At 56.0% G+C, this 23,742-nt stretch carries 19 protein-coding genes and 3 tRNA genes; 14 read left to right on the top strand and 8 right to left on the bottom strand.

All coding sequences use genetic code 11. The features are described 5' to 3' along the window. The first annotated feature begins 38 nt into the window (after nucleotides 1-38). The 6 genes from GOX21_RS01910 to GOX21_RS01935 all read left to right on the top strand — a co-directional run bounded on the left by GOX21_RS01910 (nucleotide 39) and on the right by GOX21_RS01935 (nucleotide 7,019). Nucleotides 39-1,772 (top strand): sensor histidine kinase, encoded by a 1,734-nt coding sequence (locus GOX21_RS01910; protein WP_170375129.1) that lies wholly within the window; start codon nucleotides 39-41, stop codon nucleotides 1,770-1,772. After that, nucleotides 1,769-2,998 (top strand): sigma-54-dependent transcriptional regulator, encoded by a 1,230-nt coding sequence (locus GOX21_RS01915; protein WP_170375131.1) that lies wholly within the window; start codon nucleotides 1,769-1,771, stop codon nucleotides 2,996-2,998. The genes GOX21_RS01910 and GOX21_RS01915 overlap by 4 nt, the downstream gene beginning before the upstream one ends. 372 nt (nucleotides 2,999-3,370) lie before the next feature. Continuing rightward, nucleotides 3,371-4,372, top strand: coding sequence for a DctP family TRAP transporter solute-binding subunit (locus GOX21_RS01920; RefSeq protein ID WP_302476798.1), 1,002 nt, complete (start codon nucleotides 3,371-3,373; stop codon nucleotides 4,370-4,372). 120 nt (nucleotides 4,373-4,492) lie between these two features. Then, nucleotides 4,493-5,170: a TRAP transporter small permease gene (locus GOX21_RS01925; protein WP_170375134.1), complete on the top strand. Its 678-nt coding sequence runs from the start codon at nucleotides 4,493-4,495 to the stop codon at nucleotides 5,168-5,170. Beyond that, complete coding sequence (locus GOX21_RS01930; RefSeq protein ID WP_058281421.1) at nucleotides 5,170-6,546, top strand: TRAP transporter large permease; 1,377 nt, start codon at nucleotides 5,170-5,172, stop codon at nucleotides 6,544-6,546. Before GOX21_RS01925 ends, GOX21_RS01930 begins: the two co-directional genes overlap by 1 nt. A gap of 161 nt (nucleotides 6,547-6,707) precedes the next feature. Next, on the top strand, nucleotides 6,708-7,019 hold the full coding sequence (locus GOX21_RS01935; RefSeq protein ID WP_170348560.1) for a DMT family transporter: 312 nt from the start codon (nucleotides 6,708-6,710) through the stop codon (nucleotides 7,017-7,019). An 8-nt stretch (nucleotides 7,020-7,027) separates the two neighbouring features. On the opposite strand, the gene tpiA is transcribed toward GOX21_RS01935, so the two are convergent. Further along, entirely contained in the window at nucleotides 7,028-7,777 is a 750-nt protein-coding gene (gene tpiA / locus GOX21_RS01940; protein ID WP_170375136.1) for a triose-phosphate isomerase, read from the bottom strand. 140 nt (nucleotides 7,778-7,917) lie between these two features. Then, nucleotides 7,918-8,283 (bottom strand): HesB/IscA family protein, encoded by a 366-nt coding sequence (locus GOX21_RS01945; protein ID WP_170358258.1) that lies wholly within the window; start codon nucleotides 8,281-8,283, stop codon nucleotides 7,918-7,920. Nucleotides 8,284-8,462: 179 nt separating this feature from the next. On the opposite strand from GOX21_RS01945, the gene GOX21_RS01950 reads away from it, so the two are divergent. Beyond that, nucleotides 8,463-8,798, top strand: coding sequence for a hypothetical protein (locus GOX21_RS01950; RefSeq protein WP_170358260.1), 336 nt, complete (start codon nucleotides 8,463-8,465; stop codon nucleotides 8,796-8,798). Between the two features lie 220 nt (nucleotides 8,799-9,018). On the opposite strand, the gene GOX21_RS01955 is transcribed toward GOX21_RS01950, so the two are convergent. The 3 genes from GOX21_RS01955 to GOX21_RS01965 all read right to left on the bottom strand — a co-directional run bounded on the left by GOX21_RS01955 (nucleotide 9,019) and on the right by GOX21_RS01965 (nucleotide 10,646). Then, nucleotides 9,019-9,381: an SUF system Fe-S cluster assembly protein gene (locus tag GOX21_RS01955; RefSeq protein WP_170348564.1), complete on the bottom strand. Its 363-nt coding sequence runs from the start codon at nucleotides 9,379-9,381 to the stop codon at nucleotides 9,019-9,021. A gap of 96 nt (nucleotides 9,382-9,477) precedes the next feature. Further along, nucleotides 9,478-9,756 carry an NfeD family protein gene (locus GOX21_RS01960; RefSeq protein WP_170348565.1) on the bottom strand — a complete coding sequence of 93 codons (279 nt, stop codon included), beginning with the start codon at nucleotides 9,754-9,756 and terminating at the stop codon, nucleotides 9,478-9,480. Continuing rightward, entirely contained in the window at nucleotides 9,756-10,646 is an 891-nt protein-coding gene (locus tag GOX21_RS01965; protein WP_170348566.1) for an SPFH domain-containing protein, read from the bottom strand. The genes GOX21_RS01960 and GOX21_RS01965 overlap by 1 nt, the downstream gene beginning before the upstream one ends. Nucleotides 10,647-10,820: 174 nt before the next feature. Between GOX21_RS01965 and GOX21_RS01970 the strand changes: the two genes are divergently transcribed. The 4 genes from GOX21_RS01970 to lon all read left to right on the top strand — a co-directional run bounded on the left by GOX21_RS01970 (nucleotide 10,821) and on the right by lon (nucleotide 16,063). Further along, the gene (locus tag GOX21_RS01970; RefSeq protein WP_170376104.1) at nucleotides 10,821-11,732 is read left to right on the top strand and encodes a nucleoside hydrolase; all 912 of its coding nucleotides are present in this window, start codon (nucleotides 10,821-10,823) and stop codon (nucleotides 11,730-11,732) included. Between the two features lie 66 nt (nucleotides 11,733-11,798). Continuing rightward, nucleotides 11,799-12,929, top strand: coding sequence for a tRNA guanosine(34) transglycosylase Tgt (tgt, locus tag GOX21_RS01975; RefSeq protein ID WP_170375138.1), 1,131 nt, complete (start codon nucleotides 11,799-11,801; stop codon nucleotides 12,927-12,929). An 89-nt stretch (nucleotides 12,930-13,018) separates the two neighbouring features. Beyond that, nucleotides 13,019-13,432 (top strand): DUF6636 domain-containing protein, encoded by a 414-nt coding sequence (locus GOX21_RS01980; RefSeq protein WP_170375140.1) that lies wholly within the window; start codon nucleotides 13,019-13,021, stop codon nucleotides 13,430-13,432. Nucleotides 13,433-13,654: 222 nt separating this feature from the next. Next, entirely contained in the window at nucleotides 13,655-16,063 is a 2,409-nt protein-coding gene (gene lon / locus GOX21_RS01985) for an endopeptidase La (protein WP_170358266.1), read from the top strand. Nucleotides 16,064-16,095: 32 nt separating this feature from the next. Here the strand turns inward: lon and GOX21_RS01990 are convergent, their stop codons facing one another. From GOX21_RS01990 to GOX21_RS02000, 3 genes are all read right to left on the bottom strand, one after another. Beyond that, on the bottom strand, nucleotides 16,096-17,682 hold the full coding sequence (locus GOX21_RS01990; protein WP_170375142.1) for an APC family permease: 1,587 nt from the start codon (nucleotides 17,680-17,682) through the stop codon (nucleotides 16,096-16,098). A gap of 128 nt (nucleotides 17,683-17,810) precedes the next feature. Further along, nucleotides 17,811-17,885: transfer RNA gene (locus tag GOX21_RS01995), tRNA-Val, on the bottom strand. Between the two features lie 125 nt (nucleotides 17,886-18,010). Next, on the bottom strand, nucleotides 18,011-19,942 hold the full coding sequence (locus GOX21_RS02000; protein ID WP_170375144.1) for a M10 family metallopeptidase: 1,932 nt from the start codon (nucleotides 19,940-19,942) through the stop codon (nucleotides 18,011-18,013). A 555-nt stretch (nucleotides 19,943-20,497) separates the two neighbouring features. Here GOX21_RS02000 and GOX21_RS02005 point away from each other — a divergent pair. The 3 genes from GOX21_RS02005 to uvrA all read left to right on the top strand — a co-directional run bounded on the left by GOX21_RS02005 (nucleotide 20,498) and on the right by uvrA (nucleotide 23,737). Then, nucleotides 20,498-20,574: transfer RNA gene (locus tag GOX21_RS02005), tRNA-Asp, on the top strand. 52 nt (nucleotides 20,575-20,626) lie between these two features. Next, a tRNA-Asp gene (locus tag GOX21_RS02010) sits at nucleotides 20,627-20,703 on the top strand. A gap of 175 nt (nucleotides 20,704-20,878) precedes the next feature. Continuing rightward, complete coding sequence (gene uvrA / locus GOX21_RS02015) at nucleotides 20,879-23,737, top strand: excinuclease ABC subunit UvrA (protein ID WP_170375146.1); 2,859 nt, start codon at nucleotides 20,879-20,881, stop codon at nucleotides 23,735-23,737. The last annotated feature ends 5 nt before the right edge of the window (nucleotides 23,738-23,742 follow it).

Consider the following 23,742-nt stretch of genomic DNA (forward strand, 5'->3'; position numbering starts at 1 on the left):
ACTTGCCATGTGGTCCGTCGAATGCAAGACCCTAAGTCATGCAAAGGGTTTGGTTGATCTTGGGTTTTCTGTGTGCCGTCGGGCTGTTGTCCGCCGGGGTGTGGTCTTATGGGTATCGGCAGGCGCTGTCGCAGCTGAGTGAAAAGGCCGAAGCGGATCTGGAATTGGCTGCAGATCGGCTCAGTACTCAGTTGCAGGTGTATCAGGAGCTCGCCGTTCTAATGTCAGGGCACCCTGAATTGCGCAACCTGAACAATCCTGTGGATTTGGCTGTTGCCCGTGCCTTGTTGCTGGAGGTTGCTGACAAAACTGCGGCTGTCGATGTTTTGTATGCTGATGCTTCGGGGCGCGTATTGGCGGCAGCGCATGACGTTGTAGGCGGCAATGTTTCGGGTCAACCTGCGTTCGAACGTGCGATGCAAGGCGCATTAGGTAGTTCCCACGGCGTCCTGCCCAAGATGGGAAGCCGGATTTTCACCTACGCTGCGCCGGACTTTGCACCCAATGGTAAAGTCTTAGGCGCTTTGATCGTCATCGCCGATGTCGAGGGTATCGAGCAGACCTGGCGCGGTAGCACCGAAGCCGTATATTTTGTTGATCGCACCGGCTTGGTATTCATTTCCAACCGATCCGAACTGTTATTTTGGCAACGCACCGAGGGGCAATTGGGATTGATCCCTCCGAGCGGCGAAAAGGTGGTGTTTTCCGAAACCCGCCTTGGTTCGTTCGAGTTATGGCAGCTGGGGTGGGGGCCATACCTGCCGCAGCGCGCCTTACATCTCAGTCGGGATTTGCCGGTGATCGGTATGACGGGCGAAGTGGTCATGAATGTGGCGCCCGCACGGCGACTGGCCGGATTGCAGGCGGCTACCGTTGCGGCGATCTGCCTGGCCTTTGGCGCCCTGCTGTTCCTGGCGACCGAGCGCAGGCGTACCCTGGCCGAGGCCAATTCGGAACTTGAGATTCGCGTCGCCGAGCGCACCCATGCTCTGACGGCGGTCAACACTGCTTTGCGCCGCGAGGTTCACGAGCGGCAAGAGGCTGAGGCCGCGTTGAAACACGCGCAGGAGGAACTTATTCAGGCCGGCAAACTGAGCGCCCTGGGTCAGATGTCGGCGGGCATCAGTCATGAATTGAATCAGCCTCTGATGGCAATCCGGCAATTTGCTGACAATGGGGCTGCGTTCCTGTCGCGAGGCCGCGCAGAAAAGGCTGGCGAAAACCTGACACGCATTTCTGATATGGCCGCCCGGATGGCGCGGATCATCAAAAACCTACGCGCTTTTGCCCGCAATGAAAGTGAGCCAATGGGCAAGGTCGATCTGGTGCAGGTGATTGACACGGCTGTGGAGCTGACCGAAGCGCGCCTGCGTGCCGAGAGCGTCACGATGGAATGGCATCCGCCGGAAACGCCGGTATATGCGTGGGGCGGGGAAGTGCGGCTGGTTCAGGTCTTTGTAAACCTGATCAACAACGCCGCAGACGCGATGAGCCAGCAGGATGATCGGCTTATTCGAATTGCAATCAACAACGGAAAGAAGCTGACTGTTACAGTGCGAGATATCGGGCCGGGCATTGAAAACACGGAAAAACTGTTCGAGCCGTTCTACACGACAAAGGCTGTTGGTTCGTCTGAAGGGATGGGTCTTGGCCTTTCGATCTCGTATGGTCTGGTACAGAGTTTTGGCGGTAACATTCGGGGGTCCAACGCCGGAACAGGTGCGATGTTTACGGTCGAGCTTGAATATTACCGGGAAGATAAAGTGGCATGACGCGCAAGGTTCTATTGGTCGATGATGACGCCGCCGTTCGCGAGGCATTGGCGCAGACGTTGGAATTAGCAGAATACCATCCGGTCACGGCGGGGTCGTTTGTGGCGGCCAAGGACCACATTCGTGATGATTTTCCGGGTGTGATCGTGTCGGATATCCGCATGCCGGGGCGGGACGGGTTTCACCTTTTGAACTACGCGAATGAGGTCGACCCGGAACTGCCGGTTGTTCTGTTGACAGGCGAAGGGGATATTCCCATGGCTGTGCGGGCCATGGGACAGGGCGCTTTCGATTTTCTGGAAAAACCCTGTGCGGCTGCGGACCTGCTTGAGGTGTTGAATAAGGCTTTTGCTGCTCGCGCTCAGGTTCTGGAACGGCGAGCCTTGAAGAACGAACTGATGCGCGGAGATCCGGCCGCGCGATTGCTGTTCGGTCTATCCGCACAGGCCGAAGCGTTGAGAGAACGTGTTCGGACCGTCGCCCCCACCGGGGCCGAAGTATTGGTTACCGGGCCCGCAGGCAGCGGGATTTCGAAAGTGGCCGAGGTCGTTCATCTGATGTCGCCGCAGGTTCATGGCTCGTTCGTGAAACAGCCGTCCTCGGGTCTGACGCCTGAGGCGCTGGTCCAGGTTTGCGAAGATGCCGCGGGGGGATCACTGTTTTTGGATGAGATTTCAGCTATGCCAGAGGCCACTCAGTATGCCGCGCTGGAGTTGGTTGAGCAGGGCGTGGGCGCGCGTATTTTGGCGGGCACAACGGCTGATTTGGCCGCACTGTCTGCTAAGGGGCGGTTTCATGCGGACCTGTTCTATCGCTTGGATGTGATGCGCGTGCGCATTCCGTCTTTGGCGGAACGGCCTGAGGATATACCGGTGATCTTTCGCCACTATGTGGCTCAGGCCGCCGAACAGTCGGGCATTGCGGAACCCGAGATAACATCGGATCACCTCGCCACGCTCATGGTCAGAGAATGGCCAGGGAACGCGCGATCCTTGATGTCTGCGGCGATGCGATTTGTTCTGGGGATGCCCGAAGAGGTTTCACAAGCCGTCGACTTGGGGCTGAGCGAACAGATGGCGCGGGTTGAGAGGTCATTGCTGATTGCAGCGCTGGGGCGGCACAACGGCAAGGCATCAGAGGCGGCAAAGGCGCTGAAGCTGCCGCGCAAAACCTTCTATGACAAACTGGCCAGATATCAGATTCGCCCAGAGGATTACCGCAGGTAGTCGCAGGTTCTCCCGCCCCCTTTGACCGCATTATCATGCGGTTAAAGGCGTTGGGCAGGGCAGCCCGCTGGTGCGGGCTGCGGTTGGATCAAGCCAAGAGAGACCTGATTCTTTCGAAGTGATTCGAGAGAAGTGCGAGAATCCGCACAACGATCGTCAAGCGTGTGCGGATTTTCACACAGCGGGTCATGTTGCGTTATAGGTTAATCGAAAGTTCACCATTTAACAGACTAATTTAAAAGGGAAAAAATTCGAATGTGGCGCATTGTAACAAATCGTTGAGCCGTACCTGCTGATTCAGTTCACTTCCCGGCATCCGGCGCTGATCAAGCGCCAATTGGAGTATCTAGGAAGTCCGGGAGGAAAAGGCTGATGAAATTTCTGACAACCGCTGCAACGGCGATTGCACTGTCCGCAATTGCGACGACTGGCATGGCGGCTTGCGACGACGGTGAAATCGTTGTGAAGTTTGCGCATGTGACGAACACTGATAAGCACCCCAAAGGCATCGCGGCATCGCTGCTGGAACAGCGCGTGAATGATGAGATGAACGGCGTGATGTGCGTTGAGGTCTATCCGAACTCAACACTTTATAACGACGACAAGGTGCTTGAGGCGATGCTGCAGGGCGACGTGCAATTGGCTGCACCGTCGCTGTCGAAATTCGAGAAGTTCACTAAGCAGTTCCGCCTGTTTGACCTGCCGTTCATGTTCAAGAACATCGACGCTGTGGATGCATTCCAGGCCTCGGCGGAAGGTCAGGCAATGAAAGACAGCATGCAGCGCCGTGGCCTGCAAGGTCTGGCGTTCTGGCACAATGGCATGAAGCAGATGTCGGCCAACAAGCCGCTGGTTGATCCGTCGGATGCGGATGGCCTGAAGTTCCGCGTACAGTCTTCGGACGTGCTGGTTGCACAGATGGAGGCCATCGGCGGCAGCCCGCAGAAAATGGCCTTCTCGGAAGTGTACGGCGCGCTGCAACAGGGCGTTGTGGACGGGCAGGAAAACACCTGGTCGAACATCTATGGCAAGAAGTTCTTTGAGGTGCAGGACGGCATCACCGAGACCAACCACGGCATTATCGACTATCTGGTCGTAACCTCGGTGGATTGGCTGGACAGCCTTGATCCAGAAGTGCGTGAACAGTTTCTGACCATTCTGGCAGAGGTTACCGAGACCCGGAACAAAGAAGCCTTTTCTGTGAACGAAGCGGCCAAAGCCTCGATCACCGACGCGGGTGGAATCATTCGTGATCTGAACCCCGAACAGCGTCAGGCCTGGGTCGATGCGATGAAACCGGTTTGGGACAAGTTCGCCGACGACGTGGGTCAGGACAAGATCGACGCTGCTCAGGCAATCAACGCCGGGTTCTGATCCCGGTTGAGGCCGCGCGTCAGGGGGCTGGGGAGTTGCTGACGCGCAGGCCGGGCGGGCCGACATAACAGGCCCGCCCGCTATCACTCTCATCACAAAAAATTTGCGGGGACTAAAGAGATGTCTGGTGCGAAATCCGGCCAAGGCGGGCTGGTCGACCATATCGAAGAAACCCTGATCGCGTTGTTGCTGGGCCTGATGACGGCCGTGACCTTTGCCAATGTGATCGCGCGGTTCGTGTTTAATTCCAACATTCTGTGGGCGCTTGAGCTGACGGTGTTCACCTTTGGCTGGCTGGTGCTGCTGGGGGCGTCATATGCGGTGAAAAAGCACGCGCATCTTGGTGTGGATGCCATCCTGAATATGCTGGCCCCGGCGCCACGTCGCGTTCTGGCGTTAGTTGCGGTGGGGTGCTGTCTGGTGTTTTCGCTGCTGATGCTCAAAGGCGCGTATGACTATTGGGCTGTATTCGCTGATCTGCCGCCCACGTCGGGCCGTTGGTTCCCGACAGGTTTCAATTTCGACGCCCGCAGTCAGAGTTTCTACGAGGTCGACGATATCCCCATGGTCGCGCCGCTGCGATTCCTGGAAGCGATGATCAACTACGACGAGGCCTACGAGAAACTGCCTAAAGTCGTCCCGTATTTCATCCTACCGTTGTCGATGCTGCTGCTGGTGATCCGCTTTACGCAGGCCGCCATTCAGATCTGGCGGGGCGAGGCCGATCGCATTGTCGCCAGCCATGAGGTTGATGACGAGATCGAAGAAGTGCGCGCTCAGCAAGGAGAGCATGACTGATGGACGTAGTATTTCTTTTCTCGATGGTCATCGGCCTGCTGCTGATCGGGGTTCCGATTGCGGTGGCTCTGGGCCTAAGCTCGACCCTGTTCCTGCTGATGTATTCCGACAGTTCGCTGGCTTCGGTGGCTGGCACCTTGTTCGAAGCGTTTGAGGGGCATTTCACACTGCTGGCGATCCCGTTCTTTATCCTCGCGTCATCATTCATGACGACGGGCGGTGTAGCGCGGCGGATCATCCGGTTTTCGATTGCCTGTGTGGGCCATTTGCCGGGCGGTCTTGCAATCGCGGGCGTGTTTGCCTGTATGTTGTTCGCGGCGCTGTCGGGGTCATCTCCGGCGACTGTTGTGGCCATCGGCTCGATTGTGATCGCAGGGATGCGCCAAGTGGGTTATTCCAAGGAATTTGCCGCCGGCGTGATCTGTAACGCGGGTACGCTGGGCATTCTGATCCCACCGTCAATCGTGATGGTTGTGTATGCCGCGGCCGTTGAAGTCTCGGTCGGGCGTATGTTCCTTGCCGGTGTTATTCCGGGCCTGATGGCCGGTCTGATGCTGATGATCACCATCTATGTCATGGCTAAGGTCAAGAACCTGCCGAAAGGTGAATGGAAAGGGTGGGGCGAGGTCTTTACCTCGGCACGTGAAGCCGGTTGGGGCCTGTTCCTGATCGTCATCATCCTTGGCGGGATCTATGGCGGTATCTTTACCCCAACCGAAGCTGCTGCTGTGGCTGCCGTCTATGCGTTCCTGATTGCTAGCTTTGTCTACAAGGATATGGGGCCACTTAGCACGGAAGAGGGTCAGGCGAACCTGCCGCTGATCAAGAAACCCTATGCACTTATCACGGCCTTCTTCCACCCTGACACCAAGCATACGTTGTTCGAGGCTGGTAAACTGACCGTCACGCTACTGTTCGTCATTGCCAACGCTCTGATCCTCAAGCACGTGTTGACGGACGAACAGGTGCCACAGCATATCGCCAGCGCCATGTTGTCGGCGGGTCTGGGACCGGTGACGTTCCTGATCGTGGTAAACGTGATCCTGCTGATTGGCGGTCAGTTCATGGAGCCTTCGGGCCTGCTGGTCATCGTTGCACCACTGGTCTTTCCGATTGCGATTGAGCTGGGCATCGACCCAATCCATCTGGGCATCATCATGGTGGTGAACATGGAGATCGGGATGATCACGCCCCCAGTCGGTTTGAACCTGTTCGTGACATCCGGCGTGGCGGGCATGCCGATGATGGGTGTGGTGAAGGCGGCGCTGCCGTTCCTGGCCGTCCTGTTCGTCTTCCTGATCATGGTGACGTATATCCCGTGGATATCGACCTTCCTGCCCAATACCTTCATGGGGCCGGAAATCATAACGAACTAGCGACAAGAACCCTTCGTTCAGGCCGGGCAGCGCAATCTGCCCGGCCTTTTTCTTTGCCAGCCACTTGAAGTTGTGGCCAACCTTCCCACATCGGTGGCAGAGGACGACCTCCCCATTAGGGTGATCATTCGGGACGACCCGAAGAGTTTCGAGGTGTCCTTATGTCCTGGATTTATCTGTTGTTCGCTGGCCTGCTTGAAATCGTGTGGGCCGTCGCCATGAAGCAATCCGCGGGTTTCACGCGGCTTTGGCCGACCGCCATCATGGGGGTGTCCATGGTTGGCTCGTTCGGTTTGCTGGCCATGGCGATGCGTACACTGCCCTTGGGCACGGCCTATGTTATCTGGACCGGCATCGGCGCAGTAGGGGCGTTTCTTGTCGGAATCATGCTGTTGGGCGAAACAGTAAATGTCGCGCGTATCATCGCGGCGGTTCTGATCGTGACAGGTCTGGTGACAATGAAACTGGCCTGAGCTACCGCTCAGGCCTTTTGCAGCGCATCAATAATGCCCGAGAAGTCCTGCGCCTTCAGGCTGGCGCCACCGACAAGCGCGCCGTCCACATTCGACACGGCAAAGATATCGGCGGCATTGTTGGGCTTGACCGAACCCCCATACAACAGGCGCACGGACCGCCCGACTCCTTCGCCGAAGCACCGCTCCAGACGGTTGCGGATAAAGTCGTGAACCTCTCCGATTTCTTCCAGCGTAGGCACCTTACCTGTGCCGATGGCCCAGATCGGCTCATAAGCGACGATCAGGTTTTCACCGGTCGACTGATCCGGGATCGAACCCGACAATTGGCCGCCGATGATATCCAGCGTATTGGCGGCCTCACGCTGTTCCAGACTTTCGCCGACGCAAATGATCGCCTTCAACCCGGCATCCATGGCTGCGCGGGCCTTGGCGCGGACGGTTTCGTTCTGTTCACCGTGATCTTCGCGACGTTCGGAATGGCCCAGAATGACGGCATTGGCTCCGGCATCGACTAGCATATCCGCGCTGATATCACCCGTATGCGCGCCCGAGGGCGCAGCGTGACAGTCCTGTCCTCCAGTGGCGACACCGGTCTCGCGTACAGTTTCGGCGGCACGGTGCAGCAACGTTGCAGGCGGGCAGATCAGAATGTCGATCGTCGGCGAAGGAAAGGCGCGGGCCAGAGCGTCCAACTCGCTCAGCGCTGCTGTGGTTCCGTTCATCTTCCAATTCCCAGCCGCCAGCTTGCGCCGCATATCCCGATCTCCTTGAAATTCGTAAATTCTGGAACCGGATAGCATTGCCAGCTCGGGCTGACAATTGCGGTTCCAGCGCAGCCATCAAAACGGCAGCTTCCACCGCAGTCGAAGGTAGGGGGTCGTTAACTTCGGGGGACTTAAGATTGAGAAGACAGTTTTTCGTCGAATTTAATCGATTCGCCACACCCACAAGCGTCAACGACATTTGGATTGCGGAACTTGAACCCGGATTCCAGCAGCGAGACCTCATAGTCGATCTCGGTTCCGAACAAGAACATCTGCGCCATCGGTGCAATCATGATCCGTGCGCCATCCTGTTCTACGACTTCGTCGTTCGTTTCTGGCTGATCGACATAGTCCATCGTGTATTCCATGCCAGCGCAGCCACCTTTTTTGATGCCGATGCGCAGGCCCGCATGGCCGCCAGTATCCATCAGGCGGGCAATCTGCTCTGCCGCCTTAGGCGTCATGGTCACGGCCTGTTTGCCGGGAATGCCGAACATTGTGATCTCCGTTGTCGCGCGTAGCCTTCAATTTAGTACCGACAGGACAATGGCTCAAGGCATAGCAGCCATTCTTACCTAACAATTCGGAGCGTTGGTGATTGTTCTTGCGTTTTGAAACATGCTGACCTTAGCTGAGCACGGGTAATTTCAGGCAGTTAGATATAGGGTGAAGCAAAATGACCAAGATTAATTTTACCTGCAAAAGCATTGCATTGGCGTCGGTTGTTGCCATGTCTCCGTTACTTGCAAGCGTGGCTTTAGCTGAGGCAAAGCTGGAAAGACACCCCGTTAATTGTGCAACTGCCGAAGGTGACCTGCGCGCAATTGCGGCCGAAAAAAAGCATGCGCAGGATCAGCAAGTGGAAAGTGTGGTATCAATTCTGCCCGCTGGGGCGCTTTTGGGTCTAATAACAGGAACCGAAAACAAGAGATTGTCCATGTTGTCAGGCGATTATGTAAAAGCCTTGGATGAACGAGCGGCGGAAATTAAATCCAAATGTGGCGTGCAATAAGTCGCGCTTTAGCTTGAAAAAGACCGCTCTCGGGCAAGAGCGGTCTAGTGTTCTGGTCGTTAAGCCGGGTCTTTAACGGGGGGCAAGCACAGGCCCGGCCAGCGCTTGGTGGGGTGCAAGCATGGACACGCGGACACTATCACCAGTTTTTGGTAACGGTTTTTTAACGCGGTGATGACAGAAATATAAAGCTTTTAGGTCAGGGGGTTATTTGCCCGGCTTACATAAAGCCAAGTTCAAGTCGCGCTTCGTCGGACATCATTTCCATGCCCCAGGGGGGTTCCCATGTCAGCTCGACGTCAACCTCTTTGATGCCTGCGACGGGCTCTACCGCTTCGACGATCCAACCAGGCATTTCACCGGCAACCGGGCAGCCGGGTGCGGTTAGCGTCATGATGATTTTCACCGCGTTTTCTTGAGTGATGTCAATCGTGTAGATCAGACCAAGGTCGTAGATATTCACCGGAATTTCAGGGTCAAAGACCGAGCGGCATGCTTCTACCACGTTGTCATATAGGGGGTGTTCAACGCTCGAAGGTGCAATCAGTGGGGTGCCTTCTAGGTGTTCACTCGGATGAGTCATTTGTGCCTCGGGTCTGTTACCTGAGCAATTATATAGGGAAAGCCAACGGCAGCGTCCAGAGGCGCAATGACGCCCCCTGAGGGGCGCCAGAAACTTTTAATCGTTAATGTCGTGCCGGAAGGTTTTCACCTGACCATGGGGCAGGGAATACACCCGGCGCAACACCAACCAGGCGATCAGCGACAGTGCCGCAAAGATCAACAGAAGGATTGGCAGAGACGGTGTGAGACCGGGGATAACCAGCAACACCCCTGTAACAGCGGCCCCAATCGCAAAGCCCAGAAAGATAAAGCCGGGTAGTACGATCTCAAGGATACCCAAGGCCAGCGCTCCGGCCAGCCATAGCCACCAGGTCAGCCAGAAGGGATCGGCCATTATTTTCCTCCTTTCAGCATCTTGAAGGCGTCGCCAAAAGCCTCCAGCGCATTGGCGGGCACAACGATCGTTTGCGAACCGGTGCCGTTGCCCAGGGCGTTCAGAGCTTCGACCTGTTTCAGGGCAACCTGATATTGCGCGGCTTCAATGCCGTTGTCCTGAATGGCCTTGGCGACCACGCCGGTTGCATAAGCTTCAGCCTCGGCCTGAATGCGGCGCGCCTTGGCGGTTTGCTCGGCGGCATACAGTTCGGCATCTGCCTGCAACTCGACCGAGCGCTTTTGACCTTCGGCCTCGGTTACCTGCGCACGGCGGGCGCGTTCCGCGTTCAGCTGCTGCAGCATCGCGTCGCGGGTGGCCTGATCCAAATTCACGTCCAGAATCTCGGCCCGGGTCACTTCGATACCCCAGTCATCCACGGCGGTTTCGACGCTTTCCTGAATGCGTTCGATCAGTTGTGCGCGGTTCGATTGGACCTCATCCAAGTCCATTTTACCGATTTCCGCCCGTACGATACCGGCCACAGTTGTCGCAATCGCACCGTCTACGTCACGGATACGATACACCGTCTTTTCCGGTTCGAGAATGCGATAAAACACCGAGGTGTCGATCTGCACAAGAACATTGTCTTTGGTAATCGCATCTTGGGTCGCGTTGGGCAACTGGCGTTCCAAAATAGATATCTTGTGACGTGCAACATCCAAAAAAGGAACGATAAAATTGATGCCGGGGCCAAGCACCGAATGCAGGCGGCCAAACCGTTCGACCACGTATTTTTCCGATTGAGGGACGATTTTAATGCCCTTGAAAATGACAACGACGATCAGCACCGCCGCCAGCACGTAAATGATATTGGACGTCAGCAAGCCAATAATCTGGTCTTCGATCATATCTGTCCTCTTTTATTGTGTACTATGGTATACATGTGGGGATTGAGTCGCCCGACTTCAACTCTGGTATGGGGTGAACAGTCGCAGATGCAAATCTTTGAAGCTGCGGATGCGGGGTGGAAATTCAGGAATGTGACCGCTTTGCATCCCGTCTTGTTTGCGGTATCGGGCGCTATGAAAATGATTATCGATACAGACCCCGGCATCGACGATGCCATGGCGATCGCTTATGCCGCTGCCGCGCCCGAGATTGACCTGATCGGTCTGACGACGGTTTTCGGTAACACACACATTCACCAATCCAGCCGCAATGCGCGGTTTTTGCTGGACAAACTGGGGTTGGAAGTACCAGTGGCCGAAGGTGCGGCTTTTGCAGTGGGACAAAGCAGTCATGACCCCTCGGATCATGTGCATGGGCCTGAAGGTTTTGGCGATGTGACCGAGATTCCAGAGATTGGGGCCAATCATACGCTGACAGCAGCTGAGTTTTTGGTCGATATGGCGCGTAAACATAAGGACGAGTTAGTCGTTTGCGCAGTTGGTCCACTGACGAATGTCGCCGCTGCTATGCGTTTGGATCCGCAGTTTGCGACAAATATCAAACGGTTGGTGATCATGGGGGGCGCGGTTTATTGCCCCGGAAACGTCACTCAATTCGCCGAAGCCAACATCTATCACGACGCCCAGGCTGCAGATCAGGTATTCGCTGCACCACCACAGACCGTATTGGTGGGTTTGGATGTGACGTTGAAAACCCTTTATGAAACCGCGGATTTCGAGGCGTTGGCGAGCCGATCACCGAATATGGGTGGGTTCCTGCGCGATATCTCTCGGTTCTATTTGAAGTTCTACAAAGAGGTTGGCGGGCTAGAGGGATGTGGGTTACACGACTCGACGGCTGTGATTGCCTACACCCATGAACCAATGTTCGATATGGTCGAAACAGGGCTGCGCGTGGTGACCGAGGGGGCTGAAGTTGGCGCGACTCGTCCCGATCCTTCGCGACCTCCGGTTCGTGTGTGTCGGGATGTAGATGGGGCAGGGGTGGTGCATCTGTTCACAGACCGCGTCGCCTCGCTTCCCTGACGGGTTGCATTGGACCGACAGATCGGGCAAATGCTGCCCGGTTCAGAGACCCCGAGGCACCCCCCCATGACCGAGCGTTTTTCATTTGACCTGAAAGCCACCGATGGCAAGGCCAGAACCGGTGTGATTAACACGCCGCGGGGCGAAGTGCGCACGCCGGCCTTTATGCCAGTGGGCACCGCAGCGACGGTCAAGGCGATGATGCCGGAAAGTGTGCGGGCGACCGGGGCGGATATTCTGCTGGGCAACACCTATCACCTGATGCTGCGTCCCACGGCGGAACGTATCGACCGGTTGGGTGGGTTGCACAAATTCATGAACTGGGACCGACCCATTCTGACGGACTCGGGTGGGTTTCAGGTCATGTCACTGGCAGGGCTGCGCAAGCTGACCGAAAAGGGTGTGACGTTCAAATCCCATGTCGACGGATCCAAACACGAGCTGACGCCGGAACGGTCGATGGAGATTCAGCGCTTGCTGGGGTCTGACATTGTCATGTGTTTCGACGAGTGCCCCGCCTTGCCTGCCGACCGCGACCGCATCGCCGAGTCGATGCGCCTGTCGATGCGTTGGGCCGAACGCTCACGCGAAGCCTTCGGGGATCGCCCTGGTCACGCGTTGTTCGGCATTATTCAAGGCGGTTTGGAACAGGACTTGCGCGAAGAAAGCGCTGAGGCCCTGAAAGCCATCGGTTTCGAAGGTTACGCAGTCGGTGGTCTGGCTGTGGGTGAGGGGCAGGAAGCGATGTTCGATTGCCTCGACTATGCGCCTGACTTCTTGCCCACCGATAAACCGCGTTATCTGATGGGGGTCGGCAAGCCGGACGACATCGTCGGCGCAGTTGCGCGTGGCATCGACATGATGGACTGCGTCTTGCCTTCACGTTCGGGGCGCACTGGCCAGGTGTTCACTCGCTATGGCGTTGTGAACATCAAGAACGCCCGTCACGCCGATGATCCGCGACCGCTGGATGAGGCATGCTCTTGCCCGGCCTGTTCGAACTATTCGCGGGCCTACCTTCATCACGTGTTCCGGTCTAACGAGATGATCTCGGGCATGCTGTTGACCTGGCACAACCTGCATTACTTTCAGGAAATCATGCAGGGCATGCGAGACGCCATTGCAGCCGGTATGTTCGAGGCTTGGCAGGCAGAGTTTCACGCACAGCGGGCGCAAGGCGATATCGAACCGCTGTAGCGCTGAACCCTTGATGACAGAACGTTGATTTTTTGGTAATCTACAGACTGATTAACCAAGAAATTTTCTTTTTTTCGTTGGGGGTTACGATGCCTCGCCTATTTGGATTCTTACTTGTTCTATCTGCGATTGTGACGTCGGCTTATGCCGACGTCTGGACTTTTGAAACTCCGTCGGAAAACATCCAATGCTCGGTTGGACAAGAGCTGAACACCGCAGACATCTACTGCACCATCATTGAGCGCCGGGGTGATCCAGCCCTGCCGCGCCCGTCTAATTGCCAATCCGATTGGGGGCATGATTTCTTCATGGCAAATACCGGGCCGGTCGAAATGCTGTGCCGTCCTCTCAACCGTCATCGCGACGGATTTGATCGGGCCGAATATGGTGTGACTGGTAAATTCGGTGGATTTGTTTGCCATTCCTCGAAGACGGGTTTGGAGTGCAAAAATGAGGACGGGCACGGGTTTTTTCTGTCTCGTGCAGTTCAAAGGGTATTCTGACGCACGCATTCTAAGCCTTGTTGGCATGTTTTGTTAAATTCCGTGGATATGTTCGTTGGACGCCTTGCAGTCCGCTAAACCTCGGGCCATTCTGAATCGCGATACATGGCGGTAAGGTTGAAAAAGGGCGATGAGGCCCCACCTTTATCGTCCAAGACAGGAGATGGCCGAGCGTTGCCTGAACAGGGACCGGAGCCATCTTGCCAACGATAAGGATTGAGCATGCAAGAGCCCCTTAATTCCTCATACCCCGTACTTCCGCTGCGCGATATTGTGGTGTTCCCGCACATGATCGTACCGCTGTTCGTGGGTCGGGAAAAATCCGTCCGCGCATTGGAAGAGGTGATGCAGGACGACAAACAGATTTTGCTGTCTAGCCAGATTGATCCGGGTGATGATGACCCGGCAGAAGACGGAATTTACCGCTCGGGTGTTCTGGCCAATGTTTTGCAGTTACTGAAGCTGCCCGATGGTACCGTAAAGGTGCTGGTCGAAGGTCAAGCACGCGTGCAGATCACCGAGTTCCTTGAAAATGAAGAGTTTTTCGAGGCTCGCGCCGAATATCTGACCGAAATTCCGGGCGATGTCACCACGACCGAGGCGCTTCTGCGCACCGTTGCGGATGAGTTCGAGCGCTACGCAAAAGTGCGCAAAAACATCCCCGAAGAAGCCTTGACCGCCGTTGGTGAAACCGCCGAACCCGCCAAGCTGGCCGACCTTGTGTCAGGTCATCTGGGTATCGAGGTCGAGCAAAAGCAGGAACTGCTGGAAACCCTCAGCGTTAGCGAGCGGCTTGAGAAGGTCTATGGTCTGATGCAGGGCGAAATGTCGGTTCTGCAGGTCGAGAAAAAGATCAAGACGCGCGTCAAGTCCCAGATGGAGAAGACGCAGCGCGAGTATTATCTGAATGAGCAGATGAAGGCCATTCAGAAGGAGCTTGGCGACGGCGAGGACGGCAGTAATGAAGTCGCTGAGCTGGAAGCCAAGATCAACGAGACCAAGCTGTCGCAAGAGGCGCGTGAAAAGGCCGAAGGCGAGCTGAAAAAGCTGCGCAACATGAGCCCAATGTCGGCTGAGGCCACCGTTGTTCGTAACTATCTGGACTGGATTCTGTCACTGCCGTGGGGCACCAAATCCCGCGTCAAAAAGGATTTGGGCCGGGCGCAGGACATTCTGGATGCCGATCACTATGGCCTGGAAAAGGTCAAGGAACGGATCGTCGAATATTTGGCAGTTCAACAGCGATCGAAAAAGCTGAAGGGCCCGATCCTGTGCCTTGTCGGTCCTCCGGGTGTTGGTAAGACCAGCTTGGGTAAATCGGTTGCACGGGCAACGGGGCGCGAGTTCATTCGCATCTCGCTGGGTGGCGTGCGCGACGAATCCGAGATTCGCGGCCACCGTCGGACTTATATCGGCTCGATGCCCGGCAAGATCATCCAGGCGCTGAAAAAGGCAAAAACTACGAACCCGCTCATCCTGCTCGACGAGATCGACAAGATGGGTCAGGACTTCCGTGGCGATCCGGCCTCGGCCATGCTTGAGGTGTTGGATCCTGAGCAAAACAGCACGTTCATGGACCATTACCTTGAGGTCGAATATGACCTGTCCAATGTGATGTTCCTGACCACGTCGAACAGCTACAACATGCCAGGGCCTCTTCTGGACCGGATGGAGATCATCCCGCTGGCCGGTTACACCGAAGAAGAAAAGAGCGAGATCGCCAAGCAGCACCTGATCAGCAAACAAGTTAAAAACCATGGTCTGAAAGCCAAGGAGTTTGAGCTAACGGATGAGGCGCTGCAAAAGATGATCCGCACTTACACTCGCGAAGCGGGCGTGCGGAACCTTGAGCGTGAGATCGCCAAGGTAGCGCGGAAATCGCTGACCAAGATCATCAAAAATGAGGCGGAAGAAGTCATTGTTACGCCTGACAATCTGGATGAATTCCTGGGCGTGCCGAAATTCCGTTATGGTCTGGCCGAACAAGATGATCAGGTCGGTGTGGTCACCGGTCTGGCGTGGACATCCGTAGGTGGCGACCTGCTGCATATCGAGGCGCTGAAACTGCCGGGTAAGGGTCGGATGAAGACCACCGGTAAGCTGGGCGATGTGATGAAAGAATCCATCGACGCGGCCTCGTCTTATGTGCGGTCAATCTCGCCCCAGATCGGGGTGAAGCCGCCGAAATTCGACACGTTGGATATTCACGTCCACGTGCCGGATGGTGCCACGCCTAAGGATGGCCCAAGCGCCGGTCTGGCGATGGTGACCTCGATCGTGTCTGTGCTGACCGGTATTCCGGTGCGCAAGGATATCGCGATGACGGGTGAGGTTTCACTGCGCGGTAACGCGATGCCGATTGGTGGTTTGAAAGAAAAGCTGCTGGCGGCTCTGCGTGGTGGTATCAAGACCGTTCTGATCCCGGAAGAAAACGAAAAGGATCTGGCGGAAATTCCGGACAACGTGAAAGAAGGGTTGGAAATCATCCCGGTTACACATGTCTCGGAAGTTCTGAAACACGCGCTGATCCGCGAGCCTGAGCCGGTCGAATGGGATGAAGCCGCAGAAGAGGCCGCCGCAGCAGCAGCCAAGGCGGCCGAAGGTGCCAGCCCATCGGCAACAGCGCATTGAGCAGATCAAAGGCGGGGGAGACCCCGCCTTTTTTACAACCCGATGATGGGTTTTTTCGGGTCCAGAATCTCTTCTTCGTCGATGTATTCCTGGAACTTTTCCTGGGGCAGGGCAGAACGTACTGCCAACCCAAAGATCACAGCAGAAAACAACACGCACAGCGCAATATCCCACCCAAACGGGATTTGCTTCAGCGCGCCATCCCCGAACTGTCCGAGATATGAGATCAGGCCGACGCCCACCAGATAAGGGAGCAGCCATAGCGCTTCGGTCACGTCCATCTCATCCAACCGGTTGCGAAACCGCACCAGCAGCAGGGCCATTCCGATGGCAAGGGCGACACCCAGACGCCAGACCGTGTCCCAACCGCTCCAATAAACCACAAGGGTTGCGATGGCGAAGGCCGAGACCGCAACCAGTTTCACGGCGGGGATGCGGATGGATCTGGGGCGATCCGGCATCAGATGGCGCAGGCACACGACGGCTATAGGACCGACCGCAAAAGACAGCACGATGGCGGCGCCATTCAAGGCGATGACGGTGGTGAAAGGAACCGTCAAAAGAAACAAGGTGCCGATCAAGAAGTTTAGTGCCAGTGCCCAAAGGGGCACTCCGAACGACGACAACATCATCAGGCGCGACGGTAAAAATCCGTTTTTTGCCAAAGCCATAGCGATCCGCGCATTTGATCCGGTTGAGACAAGGCCATTGCCGAACGGACCGATGACCGATCCGATGTTCAGTACGCTCAGGAACCAGACAAACCCGACCGATATGATGACGCCGTCCAACGGGCCCTGACCGCCGAAACTCAGGCTGGCCCAACCGTTGCTCAGCATTTTCGAGTCGAGCGCACCGATAAAGGCGATTTGCAAGCCCACATAGATCAACGCGCAAAGCACGATGGACAGAATCAGTGCGGCAGGGATGGCGAATTTGGGGTTTCGAACCTCACCGGCCATATCAACCACATGACGAAAGCCGATGAAGGAGAAGATAACGCCTCCGGTCGAGACAGCAGCCATGATGCCTTGCAGCCCATAGGGTGCGAATCCATCTGGTTGAGTGAAGTTCTGAGTGTCGAACCGATTGCCGATCAACAAGGCGGCCAATACGATTGGAATTGCGATCTTGGCCCATGTCAGTGTCGCGTTCACCTGAGTGAAGAACTTGACGCCTAACGCGTTAACCGCGACGAACAGCAGCATGAAGAACAGCGCCACGGTGATTCCCGCGCCAGTCAGGTCACCTGTGTCTGCTGTGTGGAGCCAAGGGGCGTAGGGGGCCAGGTACTTCAGCATCGCCTCGACCTCGATCGGGGCGGTGGTGTTATAGCCGATCCACGCGGTCCAACCCATCGTCATCGAGACGATATTGCCGTGTGAAAACTGCGGCACCCGCGCGATGCCCCCTGGGATCGGCAGCATGGCCGATATTTCGGCGAAGGTGATTGCCAGAATGAACATTGCCGCGGCGCCAATGATCCATGAAAAGATGGCAGCAGGCCCTGCATGTTGCACCGCCAGCAACGGACCGAATAGCCACCCAGAGCCAATGATTCCACCAACCGAGATGAAGGTTAGCCCAACGAGGCCGATGTCCCGCTTCAATCTGGCCACGTTCCTACTCCATCCCAAAGCGCCGCAAAATTTTGCGGCCGTCCAAAGCAGGATACGCAGCCCAGGAGAAATCTGGCAAGCATCGGTCAAGAAACGGAAATTTGGATGGTGCCTACCAATGAGAGGAATGGTGGGTGATAAGAGATTTGAACTCCTGACATCTTCGATGTGAACGAAGCGCTCTACCACTGAGCTAATCACCCATAAGCGCGCCTAATACAGAGTGTCCCGCAGGCTTGCAAGGGTGCCCGAAGGGTAAATTATCTATGCTGCGGACACAAAAAAACAGGCAGCATAAACCTGCTGCCTGTTGATTTCGCATACAGCCTTACAGGATGAAGTCGTTCGCTGTCAGGTCATGCAGACCAGATAGCTTGATGACCATCTCAGGATCACTGTCATTGTCTGTATCAACGTAAACCAGGGTCTGGTCGAATGCGGTACCAGCGTTGTCCTGCTTGACGAAATAGATCTCACCTTCGTCGGACGATCCGATTGGGGTCGTGCCGTTGAAGACGAAAGCGTCATCGCCAACAAGAACCGTGCTGGCGTCGATACCGCTCAGATCGATCTTGTCTTCGCCTTGGGTGAAATCCGTGATCTTGTCGGCCAGAGACCCTTTGGTACCGCTGTCGGTGATATCATTAAAAACAAACGTATCCGTTCCGATACCGCCGGTCATCGTATCCAAGCCGGCGCCGCCGATGATCGTGTCGATCCCTTTGCCGCCGAAGATCGCATCATTGCCTAGACCACCGTCAATGATATCAGAGCCGTTGCCACCACGCAGTGTATCCCAACCATTGCCACCGGAAATCGTATCTTTGCCAACGCCACCCTGAAGCAGATCCGCGCCTTTCTGGCCGTCAAGCGTGTCGTTTCCATCGTTACCGATAAAGGTGTTTGCCAGATCATCGCCAGTAAGCTGATCGTCCTGCGCAGTTCCTACGGCGTTTTCGACCAAGGTGATCGTATCCATGCCGTATCCGGTATCCTGAGCGGTCGCAACCGACAGATCCACGGTCGCAGCAGATGAGCCGTTGAACGAGAGGGTATCAATCCCAAGGCCACCTGTGATGGTGTCGTTGCCATCGCTGTCTTTGATGATGAAGTTGTCCAAACCGTTGCCGCCGGTCAGGGTGTCGTTGCCTTGACCACCGATCAAGAAATCGTTTCCTTGGCCGCCTTTAATGGTGTCGTTGCCATTTCCGCCTGCAATCAGGTCATTGCCACCATTACCGACCATGAGATTTGCAACGTCGTTGCCATAAAGGAAGTCTCCGGCGTGGCCACCAGCAGCGTTTTCAATGACAACACCATTGGCGATCGTGAAGCCACCGCTGACCCCGGCCGCGTGCGACGGCGTTCCCCCAGCATCGTGACCTTCCAGATCAGCAGCCTTCAGGCTGATCCTCACGCTCTTCCAAAGGCCACTGGCTGAAATTGTATCAGTTCCACCCGTATCCCAGATCGCCTCCCAATAGGTGCCGGGAGCATTGGACCCTTTCAAAGAATAGACGTTGTTGCCCGTATTGTTTGACTTGGTTCCATAAATCGCTTGAAGTGCGGCGATGTCCAGTGCCATGGGCGAGGCCACGCCGCCGTAGTTGAACGAAGGCAGCGGTACAACCTGCGGGTAGCCAGAGTTATAGGACATGATCGTGTAGACGGCTTGGTTCTGACCATCGGTTCCATAGTCATCGAACGCCTGTGTCACACCGTCGAAGACGGTTGATTGTCCACCATTGTCATGCGGATGTGCAAGGCCGAGGCCATGCATGATCTCATGCACTATGGTTGCAAATCCTTCGCCGCCCTTTGCCAGCGCGGATTGGCTGAACAGAGGAGTATCGTATGCGAACCAGCCAAACAGGGTGTTGATACCAAACCCTTGCAGAATGGGATCGCTTCCGGGCACTTGGTGTGCGCCGAGGCCGCCATCAAGGGATTGGGTTGTAACTAGACCCCACGAGATGTTTTCGTAATAGGGCGTCCCCTGAGGCGATAGGAAATTGACCTCGACAAAGTCAATCGGGATGTATTGTTCGATCACGGCCAGGGCTTGGCGGAACGCCTGTTTTTCATGGGGGAGAAAATCTACGAAGCCCTGAACCGACGAATCCCCGAATGAATAGGTAATCGTGCCAGCCGGTCCTCCGTTATTTGTGCCAAGGTTCCAAGAGGTCCCCCAAATCAATCCGTCAACATATTCATGACCGGTTGGGCTGGCGCCCGGGTAATTCTGATTTGCAACTGACATTCCGCTATTTCCATCATTAACAACGCAACCGATAGGTCATCACAAATCATGACTTTTGATTGCGTTAAGCTTCCTTCCGATCTCGTAAGCCGAGATTTTGTTATCCGCTGGGATACTTCACTTCGAGACTTGCCTGCGCAAGTTTGCCGACACGTATTTTTGATTTTGTGGGGGCAGTGTCGCCTCTTGCACACGCAATGTGGCTGAATAATGGCGGGGGTTTCAAGCCGCTCAAAGGGTCGTTTTGCTAGATACAGATATATCGAGGATTATGTTCGGGTTTTTCAGAAAACATACAACCTATGAGTGTGTTTCGATGGAATCGATTGAAAGAAAAATCCTTGGATATTTCGACATTTCCAAGTTTGAGAATCATTTTAGATAAAGTGTGTTTGGGGTCTTGCGGTAGCTTCGGAAAGGTCTGGTTCCGAAGAAGGTGTGTCGCGAAGCCCGGAAACAATTTCTGCCTTCTTTAAAAAAACTTCAAAACCCCGCTTGACGATGCCGGGGCGTGGCCATAATACACCCCAACGTTCAGCAACGAACGGGCAGCGGGCGGTTGTAGCTCAGTTGGTTAGAGTACCGGCCTGTCACGCCGGGGGTCGCGGGTTCGAGCCCCGTCAACCGCGCCATCGCTGCCAGCCTTTGATCCGGGTTAATGGATCGCACATAGACCCTAAATGCGCGGTTGTAGCTCAGTTGGTTAGAGTACCGGCCTGTCACGCCGGGGGTCGCGGGTTCGAGCCCCGTCAACCGCGCCATTTTCCTGAAATACCGAATATTCAATCAACCCCTTCCGGGGCACATATCGGATCGGGGTCATACTGTCAGGAGATGTCGGCAATAATTCGGTCGTTCACACTTTGTTCTAACTTTTTTGTTGGAGACTCGGAGCCGCTCGCCTATTTCTAGGACACTTGTGTGTTGGGGGCCAAAATGGCTGAGCTGAAGAATATCGAGGTGCGCGGCGCGCGCGAGCATAACCTCAAGGGCATTGACGTGGATATTCCGCGCGATCAGCTGGTGGTGATCACCGGGTTGTCGGGTTCTGGCAAGTCGTCTTTGGCCTTTGATACGATTTATGCCGAAGGTCAGCGTCGCTATGTCGAAAGCCTGTCGGCTTATGCGCGTCAGTTCCTGGATATGATGGAAAAGCCGGATGTAGACCATATCAGCGGCCTGTCCCCGGCGATTTCGATTGAACAGAAAACCACGTCGAAAAATCCGCGTTCGACCGTTGGGACGGTGACCGAGATTTACGACTATATGCGTCTGTTATTTGCGCGCGCAGGCACGCCCTACAGCCCCGCGACCGGTCAACCGATTGAGGCGCAACAGGTGCAGGACATGGTCGACCGTATCATGACGATGGAGGAGGGCACGCGCGGGTATCTTCTGGCGCCCATCGTGCGGGACCGGAAGGGGGAGTACAAAAAGGAATTCCTCGAACTGCGCAAACAGGGTTTTCAGCGCGTGAAAGTTGATGGCGAGTTCTATGAGCTCGATGAGCCGCCCACGCTGGACAAGAAGTTCCGCCACGATATCGATGTCGTGGTCGACCGACTGGTTGTGCGCGAGGGGATGGAAACGCGTCTGGCCGACAGCCTGCGGACCGCTCTGGATCTGGCAGACGGGATCGCGGTTCTGGAAACCGCGCCGCGCGAAGGTGATCCTGAGCGGATTACCTTCAGTGAAAATTTTGCGTGCCCGGTCAGCGGCTTTACCATCCCTGAGATAGAGCCCCGCCTGTTTTCATTCAACGCGCCGTTCGGGGCCTGTCCGGACTGCGATGGCCTGGGGGTCGAGCTGTTTTTTGACGAACGGCTTGTAGTGCCGGACCAGACGCTGAAACTCTATGATGGTGCCTTGGCCCCGTGGCGCAAAGGAAAGTCGCCCTATTTCCTGCAAACCATCGAAGCCATCGCGCGGCATTACGAGTTCGACAAGAATACGCCTTGGAAAGACCTGCCGCCAAAGGTCCAACAGGTGTTTTTGCGCGGGTCTGGCGATGAGGAGATCCAGTTCCGTTATGACGAAGGCGGTCGGGTGTATCAGGTCACTCGCAGTTTCGAGGGCGTGATTCCCAATATGGAGCGCCGTTATCGCGAGACCGACAGCGCCTGGATTAGGGAAGAGTTCGAACGCTACCAGAACAACCGCCACTGTGGGTCCTGCGAAGGGTATCGCCTGCGCCCCGAGGCTTTGGCCGTCAAGATCGCAGGTCTGCATGTGGGACAGGTTGTTCAGATGTCGATCAAAGAGGCTCTGGCGTGGGTCGAGGATGCTCCGAACCATCTCAGCGTTCAGAAGAATGAGATCGCACGGGCAATCCTTAAAGAGATTCGTGAACGGTTGGGATTCCTGAATAACGTTGGATTAGAATATCTTACGTTGTCCCGTTCAAGTGGAACACTGTCCGGGGGCGAAAGCCAGCGGATTCGTCTGGCCAGCCAGATCGGTTCCGGCCTGACCGGCGTTCTGTACGTGCTGGACGAGCCCTCAATCGGGCTGCACCAGCGGGACAACGACCGCCTTCTGGGTACGCTCAAGAACCTGCGCGATCAGGGCAACACGGTGATCGTCGTCGAACATGACGAAGAGGCAATCCGTGAGGCCGACTATGTGTTTGATATAGGACCTGGAGCCGGTGTTCATGGCGGACAGGTGGTCAGTAAGGGCACACCTGAACAGATCGCTTCAGATGCAGCCTCTATGACCGGTCAGTATTTGGCAGGCACACGGGAAATTGCCGTTCCAACAGAACGGCGCAAGGGGAATAAGAAACGGGTCTCGGTGGTCAAGGCGACGGGCAACAACCTGAAGAACGTCACCGCCGATTTCCCGCTGGGTAAGTTTGTCTGCGTGACCGGAGTGTCGGGCGGTGGCAAATCGACGTTGACGATTGAAACGCTGTTCAAGACGGCCTCGATGCGTTTGAACGGTGCGCGACAGACCCCGGCGCCGTGTGAGACGATCAAAGGGTTGGAACATCTGGACAAGGTCATCGATATTGACCAACGTCCGATCGGGCGGACTCCACGTTCGAATCCAGCAACTTACACCGGGGCCTTCACCCCGATCCGCGACTGGTTCGCCGGTCTGCCGGAGGCCAAGGCGCGCGGCTACAAGCCCGGTCGGTTCAGCTTTAACGTCAAGGGTGGCCGGTGCGAAGCCTGTCAGGGTGACGGCGTCATTAAGATCGAGATGCACTTTCTGCCCGATGTTTACGTCACCTGCGAAACCTGCAAGGGCGCGCGCTACAACCGCGAAACGCTTGAGATCAAGTTCAAGGGTAAGTCCATCGCCGATGTTCTTGATATGACAGTGGAAGATGCGCAGGAGTTCTTTAAGGCCGTGCCCTCGATCCGCGACAAGATGGATGCGCTGGCACGGGTCGGGCTTGGCTATATCAAGGTCGGTCAGCAGGCGACTACGCTGTCTGGTGGTGAGGCGCAGCGGGTGAAGCTGTCAAAGGAGTTGTCCAAGCGTTCAACCGGGCGGACTTTGTATATCCTGGACGAGCCAACCACCGGTCTTCATTTCGAAGACGTCCGTAAGCTGTTGGAAGTGCTGCATGAACTGGTCGATCAGGGCAATACGGTTGTGGTGATCGAACACAACCTGGACGTTGTGAAAACCGCCGACCACATCATTGATATCGGCCCCGAAGGTGGCGATGGTGGTGGTGAGATCGTCGCGACCGGCACGCCCGAGGATGTGGCTGCAGTGGAACGCAGCCATACGGGGCGGTATCTGAAGCAGATGCTTGAGGGCGCGCGTGTTGCTGCGGAATAGGGCGC

This window comes from Ruegeria atlantica, from assembly GCF_013032005.1.
GTDB lineage: Bacteria > Pseudomonadota > Alphaproteobacteria > Rhodobacterales > Rhodobacteraceae > Ruegeria > Ruegeria atlantica_A.